Annotated in this window: 10 protein-coding genes and 1 pseudogene; 5 read left to right on the top strand and 6 right to left on the bottom strand. The window is 70.3% G+C overall.

The annotated features are described in order from the left end of the window. Positions 1–413 precede the first annotated feature (413 nt). The gene (locus tag ACFY16_RS37840; RefSeq protein WP_390651761.1) at positions 414–1,532 is read right to left on the bottom strand and encodes a glycerate kinase; all 1,119 of its coding nucleotides are present in this window, start codon (positions 1,530–1,532) and stop codon (positions 414–416) included. Positions 1,533–1,748: 216 nt separating this feature from the next. On the opposite strand from ACFY16_RS37840, the gene ACFY16_RS37835 reads away from it, so the two are divergent. Further along, the gene (locus ACFY16_RS37835) at positions 1,749–2,891 is read left to right on the top strand and encodes an ADP-ribosylglycohydrolase family protein (protein WP_390651758.1); all 1,143 of its coding nucleotides are present in this window, start codon (positions 1,749–1,751) and stop codon (positions 2,889–2,891) included. 42 nt (positions 2,892–2,933) lie between these two features. On the opposite strand, the gene ACFY16_RS37830 is transcribed toward ACFY16_RS37835, so the two are convergent. Next, positions 2,934–3,806: an SDR family NAD(P)-dependent oxidoreductase gene (locus ACFY16_RS37830; protein WP_390651757.1), complete on the bottom strand. Its 873-nt coding sequence runs from the start codon at positions 3,804–3,806 to the stop codon at positions 2,934–2,936. Between the two features lie 84 nt (positions 3,807–3,890). On the opposite strand from ACFY16_RS37830, the gene ACFY16_RS37825 reads away from it, so the two are divergent. Next, on the top strand, positions 3,891–4,751 hold the full coding sequence (locus tag ACFY16_RS37825) for a helix-turn-helix transcriptional regulator (RefSeq protein WP_390651756.1): 861 nt from the start codon (positions 3,891–3,893) through the stop codon (positions 4,749–4,751). Continuing rightward, positions 4,748–5,239: an NUDIX domain-containing protein gene (locus tag ACFY16_RS37820; RefSeq protein ID WP_390651755.1), complete on the top strand. Its 492-nt coding sequence runs from the start codon at positions 4,748–4,750 to the stop codon at positions 5,237–5,239. Before ACFY16_RS37825 ends, ACFY16_RS37820 begins: the two co-directional genes overlap by 4 nt. 15 nt (positions 5,240–5,254) lie before the next feature. Here the strand turns inward: ACFY16_RS37820 and ACFY16_RS37815 are convergent. Further along, positions 5,255–5,449 (bottom strand): annotated as a pseudogene (locus ACFY16_RS37815) (DUF2191 domain-containing protein); the annotation flags it as partial. A gap of 77 nt (positions 5,450–5,526) precedes the next feature. Here ACFY16_RS37815 and ACFY16_RS37810 point away from each other — a divergent pair. After that, positions 5,527–6,264 (top strand): NAD-dependent deacetylase, encoded by a 738-nt coding sequence (locus ACFY16_RS37810; protein WP_390651754.1) that lies wholly within the window; start codon positions 5,527–5,529, stop codon positions 6,262–6,264. A gap of 12 nt (positions 6,265–6,276) precedes the next feature. Here ACFY16_RS37810 and ACFY16_RS37805 read toward each other — a convergent pair whose 3' ends face one another. Both ACFY16_RS37805 and ACFY16_RS37800 read right to left on the bottom strand, forming a co-directional pair. Then, on the bottom strand, positions 6,277–7,506 hold the full coding sequence (locus tag ACFY16_RS37805; RefSeq protein ID WP_390651753.1) for a neprosin family prolyl endopeptidase: 1,230 nt from the start codon (positions 7,504–7,506) through the stop codon (positions 6,277–6,279). Between the two features lie 69 nt (positions 7,507–7,575). Continuing rightward, a complete protein-coding gene (locus ACFY16_RS37800) occupies positions 7,576–8,526 on the bottom strand; it encodes a zinc metalloprotease (RefSeq protein WP_390651752.1) in 951 nt (316 codons plus the stop codon). A 217-nt stretch (positions 8,527–8,743) separates the two neighbouring features. Between ACFY16_RS37800 and ACFY16_RS37795 the strand changes: the two genes are divergently transcribed. Further along, positions 8,744–9,100: a hypothetical protein gene (locus tag ACFY16_RS37795; protein WP_390651751.1), complete on the top strand. Its 357-nt coding sequence runs from the start codon at positions 8,744–8,746 to the stop codon at positions 9,098–9,100. A gap of 5 nt (positions 9,101–9,105) precedes the next feature. Here ACFY16_RS37795 and ACFY16_RS37790 read toward each other — a convergent pair whose 3' ends face one another. Continuing rightward, positions 9,106–9,588, bottom strand: coding sequence for a methylated-DNA--[protein]-cysteine S-methyltransferase (locus ACFY16_RS37790; RefSeq protein WP_390651750.1), 483 nt, complete (start codon positions 9,586–9,588; stop codon positions 9,106–9,108). Positions 9,589–9,612 lie beyond the last annotated feature (24 nt).

Here is a 9,612-nt window from a genome sequence, read left to right as displayed (position 1 = left end):
ACACGCACCAGCCACTTCGCACGACTTCGCCCCGCCGACCAGACGGCCGACGGGGCGAAGAAGGCGTAAGACCCCGGATTAACCAACAGCATCCGAGAGGTTCGGGGCCCTTCCGCTGTTCCCGGATCTGCTTCTGTTCCTGGATCTACTGTTCCTGGACGGGATCCTGGTCGGTGCCGTGTGGCGCGGGCGCGGCGAGGCTGCCGAGGATGTTCAGCAGTTCGGCGCTGCGGCTGCCGGGCTCGACGTGGAAGACGACAAGCGGACAGGGGGCGCCCCGGCCTCACCGGGCCAGGGGCGCAGCCCCCCGGATGGGACGGGTGGGGCGGCGGGGACGAGGAAAGGCCGCCGCCTCGGCTCCTCGGCTCCTCAGCCCCTCGGTCCAGGCCTTCCCGCCCCGTGCCGTACCCGCCTCACACCAGAAAGTCCCGCGCGATCCCCTCCGCGACCCGCTCCAGGATCGGCCCCGCCTCCGCGATGCACGTCGCCACGTCCGGTTCGACGTCCGTGAGCGGGTAGGCGCGCCGGATTCCGGCCCGGCCGAGTGCCTCGGGCGGCAGCGCGAGCCGTCCGCACACGGCGACGACCTCCTTGCCCGCCGCCCGCGCAGCCGCCGCGACGCCCGCCGGGGCCTTGCCGTGGAGGGTCTGTTCGTCCAGGGAGCCCTCGCCGGTGACCACCAGGTACGCCCGGTCCAGCGCGGGCGCGAACCCCAGGACGTCGAGCATCACCTCGATGCCGGGCCGGAAGCGCGCCCCGAGGAGCAGCGCGCCGTAGCCGATGCCTCCCGCCGCACCCGCCCCCGGCGACGCCGCGTACTCCGCGGCCCGGGCGCCGACCGCCTCCTCCAGCACCTTGGCGTAGTGCGCCAGCGCGGCGTCCAGCGCCTCCACGTCGTCAGGCGAGGCGCCCTTCTGCGGACCGTAGACCGCGGGCGCGCCCTTCGGACCGGTCAGCGGGTTGTCGACGTCGCTGGCGAGTACCAGCTCCACCGAGGCGAGCCGCGGGTCCAGACCCGACAGGTCCGCCCGCGCCAGATCGGCGAGCCCGCCGCCACCCGGCGAGACCGGCTCGCCCTCCTCGTCCAGGAAGCGCGCTCCGAGCGCGGACAGCATCCCGGCGCCGCCGTCGGTGGTCGCGCTCCCGCCGACCCCGAACACGATCGTCCGCGCCCCCGCGTCCAGCGCGGCCCGCAGCAGTTCCCCGGAGCCGTACGTCGATGCCGTGAGCGGTGCGAAGACGCCCGCCGGCAGCCGCTGCAGCCCGCTCGCCTCCGCCATCTCCACCACCGCGGTGTCGCCGCGCAGCGCGAACGCGGCCGTCACCTCCTGCCCGAGGGGACCGGCGACCCTGATCTCCCGCCGTTCGAACCCGGCGGCGACCGCCGCGGCCACGGTCCCGTCGCCGCCGTCGGCCACGGGCAGCGCCTCCACCTCGAGGTCCGGCACGACCCGGCGCAGCCCGGCCGTCACCCGCTCGGCGACCTCCACGGCCGTCAGCGACCCCTTGAACTTGTCCGCGGCGACAAGCACCCGCCGGGCGTTGTCCACTGCAGCGTCCGCCACGTTGAAATCCCCTTGCTCTCCGGGCCCGTCACGTCAGGGCCAGTCGCGCCGCTGCGACCTTAACCGGAGGACGCCCCCGGCGTCATGCCCCGACCGAACCCTGGGCACCTCCTGGCACCACTCCGTGTCCCGAACCCGGCCCGAACCCGCGCGGGCGCCCCCGGAATCGGGTAAACCGGAGCCATGACCCCTGTGGGCACCGAGCCAGAGCTCGACGACCGCATCCTCGGGGGCTGGCTGGGCCGGATCGCGGGCAACATGCTCGGCAAGCCGGTCGAGCAGGGCGACCTGTGGACGCGGGACCGTATCGACCGCTATCTGCGGCGGGCCGAGGCCCTGCCGCTCACGGACTACCTTCCCGAGCCCCCGAGCGAGAACGACGGCCTGGAGCTGCGACCCGAGTGGCGCAGTTGCGTCCGCGGCCGCATCCACGGCAGCTGCCGCGACGACGACGTCGACTACGCGATCCTCGGCCTCGACCTCCTCGAGACCCACGGCTTCGGCTTCAGCACCGAGCAGGTCGGCGACCGGTGGCTGCTGCGGCTGCCGTACCTCCAGACGTTCACCGCCGAACGGGCCGCTTACCGCAACCTCGCCAACGGCATCAAACCGCCGCTGACGGCGACGTACGACAACCCTTACCAGGAGTGGATCGGCGCGCTCATCCGCGCCGACATCTACGGCTGGACCTGCCCGGGCGTCCCGCACCGCGCCGCCGCCCTGGCCCGCCGGGACGCGGTGCTGTCCCACACCGGCAACGGCGTGTACGGGGCGATGTGGGCGGCGGCCCTGATCGCGGCGGCCTTCACGGCCCCCACCGTGCGGCACGCCATGGACGCCGCGCTCGGCGTGATCCCGGCGAGCAGCCGGCTGGCCCGTACCGTGCGTCGTGTCGCCTCGCTCCACGAGAGCCGGCTGAGCTGGGAGGACACCCTCACCACAGTGGCCGAGGAGACCGCCGGCCTCGGCTGGATCCACGCCGTCCCGAACGCCGCCGTCCTGACCGCCGGGCTGTTGTACGGGGACGGCGACTTCACCCGCACCATCGCGCTGACCGTGCGCGGCGGCCTGGACACCGACTCCAACGGCGCGACGGCCGGCTCGGTGGCCGGCGTACTGACCGGGGCCGACGCCATCCCCGCCCAGTGGAAGGACCCGCTCGAGGACACGGTCCGCAGCGCGGTGTTCGGCTTCGACGGGGTCAGGATCAGCGAACTGGCGCAGCGGACGCTGCGGCTGGCCGGAACGGAGCCCGCGACACCGACTGCCTCGCCGGCCGCCCAGCCGACCCCGACGGGCGGGTCCCGACCCACCGGCTCCTCCTGACCGACCGGTACGGGACCGCCCGACCGACCGGCACGCGCTCGTCTAACCGACCGGGACGGGATCGTCCCCGAACGCCTTCGCCGTCACCCCCATCGCCCGTAGCACCACCCGGTCGCGCACCCCGTCCGGCAGGAACCGCAGCAGCGCCAGCGCCCGGCCGTCCCGGCCTGTGGTGTACAGCGTGGCGGGGCGGCGCGCGGTGAGGGCGCGTACGACGGCGTCCACGGCGGGGGCGACGGGCCCGAGCGGCTGCCGGGCGGCCGTTGCCCGTACGGCGTCCAGGGCGCGGGCGTAGTAGCGCTGGGTCTCCGGCGCTCCGGTCCAGCCCAGCTCCGCGCTCGCCGCGTCCGCCGTGGCGAAGATCGCGGTGTCCATGGCGCCGGGTTCGACCAGGGCGACCTTGACACCCTGGTGCCGTACCTCCGCGCGCAGGGAGTGGGTGAGGGCGGCAAGCGCGGCCTTGGAGGCGGCGATCGGGCCGAAGAAGGGCGGGGGGACGCGGGCGGAGACCGCGCCGACGTTCACGATCCGGCCGCCCGCCGCGCGCAGGGCGGGCAGGACGGCGCGGATCACCGCCGTCTGTCCGATCACGTTGACCTCGAACTGGCGGCGCCAGGCCTCGGTCGGCGTCAGCTCGACGGGACCCTGCCCCATGATCGCGGCGCTGTTGACCAGACCGTCGAGCCGGGGCCCGACCGCCTCGGCCGCCGCCGCGACGGACTCCTCGTCGGTCAACTCCAGCCGGAGAGGTGTGAGTCCGGCATCCCGCAGTATTTCGGCGTCGGCGGGTTTGCGGTGGACCGCATACACAATCCAGCCCTCCGTATGCAGTCGGCGCGCGACTGCGGACCCGACGCCGCCGGTGGCGCCGGTGACGAGCACGGTACGGGAAGGGGACAGGGGCAGATCAGCCACAAGGGCCGCCTTTCACCGGTGAGTTCACTGTCCCTCCCACCCTCCGTCGGACCGCGCCCCGGTTGAAGAGTGCAGAATTTACTGGTGGCAGCGACACCAGCACCGCCGAACACCAAGGACCATGGCCGCAAGGCGCTCGGCGCCTTTCTGCGCTCCCGCCGCGAACGCGCCGACCCGGACCACACCGGTCTGCCGCCCGGCGGCCGCCGCCGTACCCCGGGGCTGCGCCGCGAGGAGGTCTCGCTGCTGTCCGGGGTCAGCCTGACCTGGTACACGTGGCTGGAGCAGGGACGCGACATCAACGTGTCCCCACAGATTCTGCTCGCCCTGTCCCGCGCCCTCCAGCTGGACGAGGTGGAACGCGCGCACCTGTTCCGCCTGGCGGGCATGCCGGCGCCGGAGCCCGCCCATCGCGCCCCGCTGGTCCCGGACACGGTCCGCCTCTTCCTGGACACGCTGATGCCGAACCCGGCGTTCGTGATCGACCGCTGCTTCGACGTCCTCGCCTGGAACGGCGCGCAGGAGCAGTTCCTGGGCGCGGCCCTCGCCGAACGCGCCCCGCACGAGCTGAACAGCGTCTGGATACTGTTCCGCACGCCCGGCATCCGCGCGATCATGCCGGAGTGGGAGGCCGAGGCCCGCTGGCTGACGGGCCTGCTGCGGCAGCAGATGGCGTATGAGATCGACAACCCGCGCTTCACGGAGCTGGTCGACGAACTCCTCTCCACCAGCCCGGAGTTCGCCGCGCTGTGGAAGGAGCACGACGTCGTCGAGTTCCGCTCCTCCGTACGCCGCTACGACCACCCGGACGTCGGCGCGTTCGAGGTGTCGTACGTACGGATGGCGCTGGAGGAGGCACCGTGGCTGAGTCTGATCTGCCACTTCCCGGAGCCGGGCAGCGAGTCGGAGAGGCGGCTGCGCAAGCTGGTTACCCTTCCTGGGTGACCACTGCTGACTACGCCACGTACATCGCAAGCCTCCCCCGCGTTCTCGCAGGGGCCGCCGCCCTCTTCCGCGACGCCGAGGGCCGGGTGCTGCTGGTCGAGCCGAACTACCGTGAGGGCTGGGCCCTTCCGGGCGGCACGATCGAGTCGGACGACGGCGAGACCCCACGCCAGGGCGCGCGCCGCGAGACGGCCGAGGAGATCGGCCTCGACCGCGCGCTCGGCCGGCTGCTCGCGGTGGACTGGGTGCACGGAACCGGCCGGCCGCCGCTGGTGGCGTACCTCTACGACGGCGGCACCCTGGGTGATGAGGACCTCAAGGCGATCCGCCTCCAGGAGGAGGAGCTGCTGTCCTGGCGTCTCGTCCCGCGCGAGGACCTCACCGACCACCTCCCCGGCGCCCTGGGCCGCCGCGTCCTGGCCGCGCTCGACGTGCTCACGGACGGCACGGGCACGGCCGAACTCGAGAACGGCCACCGGGTCGCCTGACCTGGGGCCGGCTCCCCCCTCGGGGTTTCGTGGCTTGCCGTCCACCTCCCGCAACGCCTCGTCGCGGTCGGCGGCCCGGGCCTCCGTACGGTGCCCGCGCTCGATGTGGTCGACGACGAGTTCCACCGCGTCCTGCGGGTTGCCGACCCCCGCGAGCACCATGACTTCCACGACGAGCGCGGCGTCCAGCGAGACAAGGACCTTGGCCATGCCCGGACGGCAGCCGCGGGACCCGGCCGCGGATATCCGTTCGCCGCATCCGGACGGCCCGGCCTACCCTCGGTCACATGACCAAGCCACTCGTCGCCATTCTCAGTGGTGCCGGTGTCTCCACCGACTCCGGTATCCCCGACTACCGCGGTCCGAACGGACTGTGGCGGCGGGATCCCGAGGCCGAGAAGCTCGTGACGTACGAGTACTACATGGGCGATCCGGAGATCCGGCGGCGGTCATGGCAGCTGCGGCGGAAGAACCGGACGCTGAAGGCCGAGCCCAACGCGGCGCACCGTGCGGTGGCCGAGCTGGAGCGGGCCGGGGTGCCGGTGCGGGTGATCACGCAGAACGTGGACGGGCTGCACCAGCTCGCCGGACTGCCCGCCCGCAAGGTGCTCGAGCTGCACGGCACCGCGCGCAGTGTCGTGTGCACGAAGTGCCACACGCGCGGGCCCATGGCGGACGCCCTCGCCCGGGTCGAGGCCGGTGAGGACGATCCGCCGTGCCTGGAGTGCGGCGGGATCCTGAAGTCGGCGACCGTGATGTTCGGCGAGCGCCTCGACCCGGTGGTGCTGGGCGAGGCGCTCGCGATCACGAAGGCCTGCCAGGTGTTCATCGCGGTCGGGACCAGTCTTCAGGTGCAGCCCGCCGCCGGGCTCGCCGGTGTCGCCGCCGACCACGGAGCTCGACTGGTCATCGTCAACGCGGAGCCGACGCCGTACGACGAGCGGGCCGACGAAGTCATTCGGCGGCCCATCGGTACCGCCCTTCCCGAACTGCTGCACGGACTGAGCACCGCGAGCGACTACTAGGGCCTGTCCGGATCAGTTGGCGCCCGGCCCGCCGACCCAGGCGTAACTCGCCCAGTTGTCGCTGCTGCCGAAGTGGGGCTCGATCCCGTACATGTCCGGATCGCTCTCGAGGACACCCGAGGTTCCGTCGTACCGGGCAAGGGTGCCGGCACGGTCGGTCTGGACGGCAAGGTTGTGCATGTACGCCGACCAGGTCCAGCCCGCGGTGGGCATGTATCCGCTGCCCAGGTCGGTTCCGGTCCTTCCCGCGACCTCGTCGGAGTCGAAGACCTCACCGAAGAAGTTGATGTGATCGGCATGGTCGCCGAGTGTCTCGAAGACGCTCTCGTTTCCCATGAACAGCCGCGACGGGTAGTAGCCGACCCAGCGGCCCTGCACCTGCAGCCACCAGTTGTTCTGCCAGAGCTGGTATTTGATGGTGATCGACCGCTGTTCTCCACCGCGCACGCTGTACGGCACGAAGGTGGTCTCCGGGAAGATCGTGTTGTCGACCTGGACCCATCCGTCGACATCCTGGTTGTAGCCGCCGATGTTGTCACCTTGCGCCGTGTAGTTGTTGGTCGTGTAGAAGACGAACAGGTGCGGGACCCAGTCACCGTACAGGTCCTGGCTCTCCTGCCAGCCCGCCTCGACCGTCTGCCGGTTGTTGCGGTCATGGTTCGCCAGACCGATCTGCAGCAGCGAGAAATCGTCGGAGGTCTCGGTGTAGGGGGAGAAGCAGCTGAACACGCCCTCTCCCCCGAAGCAGATGATCTGTTGTCCTGAGGCGGCGTATGCGTGTCCGCCGATTTCCGGCGCCGGGTATGCCGAGGCCGACAGGTACGGCTGAGGAGCCTTCTGCAGATACTGATTCAGCGGTTTGGTGTATCCGAGCTGATCGAGCCTTTTGCGCGCGACGGGAACGGTGCCTGCGGGTCCTCGCTCGGCACCGCTCTCCCCGAGCGGCGTGATGGCAGGAAGCTCGTCGCCGAGAAGAGATGCCATCAACGCCGCGTCGGACGGAGGGGGATCGGCGATCTCGCCCCCTGGCACCTGGGATTCGACAGGCACCCAGTCCAGAATGCGGCCATCCGGTGCTTCCGTGGTGGCGACGGTGTTCAGGCGGGTCTGGCGGTCCTCGAAGTACTCGCGTGTGTCACGCTCGTAATCCGACCGGTAGAGAAAGCGCAGCTCGCGCTCGCGCCCCTGGTCAGGGCTCATGTTTTCCTGGTGCTCTGTATTCTTGAACGGACCGCGTGGCATCTGCGCGTCCTCCTCTTCGTCAGCGGTCGAAGTGGCTCCCGAATGCTCGGGACCTGTTCCGGAGCACCGTCACACCGGTACGGCCTGGCGCGCGAGAGACAGGCGTGCGTTGTCGAGGACGGCGTCCATGCGCGCGACCTGCCCCTGGGTGAACATGAACATCGCCACGTCGTCGGTGTAGTCCATGTAGTTCATGAACATGTCGCCGTTCGGCGCGTTGCCGCACGTCACACTGGGGAAGCCGGGTTTCCCGAGATTGGGTCCGGCCTGGTTGGGGGTGTCCGCCACGAAGTCGCTGCCGCTGCATCCTTGGTCGTCGTCGCCCCAGATGTGCCGCAGGTTGAGCCAGTGCCCGATCTCGTGCGTGGACGTGCGGCCTCCGTTGAACGGAGCCGTGGCGGTTCCGTTGGTGCCGAAGCCGGTATGGGTGATGACCACCCCGTCCGTGGCCGCGGCGCCGCCCGGGAACTGGGCATAGCCGAGCAGACCGCGCTGCAACTGACAGACCCAGATGTTGAGGTAGGAGTTGGCGGGCCAGGAATCCATGCCCCCGCTCAGCGTGAACTTGACCAGGTCGTCCGTGCCGAAGTCCGCGTTGGACGTCTGGGTACGGGTGATGCCGTCCGTGGGCCGCCCCAGCGGATCGGTTCTGGCCAGGTGGAATTCGATGCGCGGATCAGCGATGAGTTCCTGCCACACAGCGGGCACGCCGGCGATGTCCGGGTTCTTGGCGCGGAAGTCCTGGTTGAGGACGTCGATCTGACTGTTGATCTGTGCGTCGCTGATGTTCTGCTGGGGCGTGTTGTACACGACATGCACAACGACGGGAATGTCGATCACGCCCTGCCTCGCGGTTGTCCGCTCCTGTCGTTCATAGGCGAAGGCGGTGTTCTCGATCAACGCCCGATTCCCGGCGTAGTCGGGATTTCTGTCGAGGAGCCTACGGTGAACTTCCATCGCTCCGCACCAGCGGCTGTAGTCGGCCGAGGTGACGCGAAGGTATGACTGTGCGTCGGACATGGGTGTGCCTCCTCCGGATATCCACGGAACAGCGCCGCCGATGCAGAAGAGCGGCTCAGGCAAGAGGTTCGCGTTGCGCGAGCGGGCAGCGCAGAACCTGAGGTGGGCAATGCGCACCACCCAAATAGCCCATACACTAAAAATGCTAGGCACACATCGCTGAACTGGTCAATTCGGCCCAGACCCGTGACGAGCGAGGTCAGAGCGAGGTGATCCCATGAGCGTCCCTTCCTGTCTTTTCAAGTACTGGGTTCACTCTTTCGAGGAGGACACCGAGGATGTGACGGTCTATCGGCCCGCCGACTACGCGTTTCCGCCCGCCCGGGGGCGTCGTGGGATGGAACTCGCCCCGGACGGCACTTTCTTCGACCACCCCGTGGGACGCGGAGATGCCCCGGACACCGTGCCCGGCCGCTGGCGGCTCGTGGACAGCCGGCATCTGGCCATCTCCTTTCCGCAGAGCGACGATCGCCCGGATCGGGGGCTGGAGATCCTGCGCTGCGACAAGGACATCCTGGAAGTTCGCCCCGCCGCCGTGACAAGCCCGCAGGCGCAGGGCGGCCTCGCCGGTTGAAACGGTTAGAACAGTGCCGTTCCCCGCTCGAAGTCGAGCAGTCGCTGCTTGCGTTCCAGGCCGCCGCCGTAGCCGGTGAGGCTGCCGCTCGCGCCGATGACGCGATGGCAGGGCACGATGATGCCGACGGGGTTCCTGCCGTTGGCGAGGCCGACCGCGCGGGACGCCTTGGGGTTGCCCAGCGCGTCGGCCAGGTCGCCGTACGAGCGGGTCTCGCCGTAGGGAATCCGCTGGAGCTGCTCCCAGACGTTGCGCTGGAACGGGGTGCCGTGCAGGCGCAGTTCGAGGGTGAACTCCTTCAACTCACCCGCGAAATAGGCGTTCAGCTGGTCGGCCGCCTCATCGAAGGGTGCGTCGTCGCGGTCGCCGAAGGTCTCCTCCGGGGGGCGGTGGCGCTGAGCCGTCATGTAGAGGCCGCAGAGGACCCCGTCGTCGGCCACGAGGGTGAGGGGACCGTACGGGCTGTCGATGATCGTGTGCTGCTTCACTGAAGTGTCCTTATGATCCTATGG

It is taken from the genome of Streptomyces sp. NPDC001315 (assembly GCF_042896175.1).
Taxonomy (GTDB): domain Bacteria; phylum Actinomycetota; class Actinomycetes; order Streptomycetales; family Streptomycetaceae; genus Streptomyces.
Note: the sequence above shows the minus strand (reverse complement) of the source record. Positions and strands in the feature narration are given on the sequence as shown.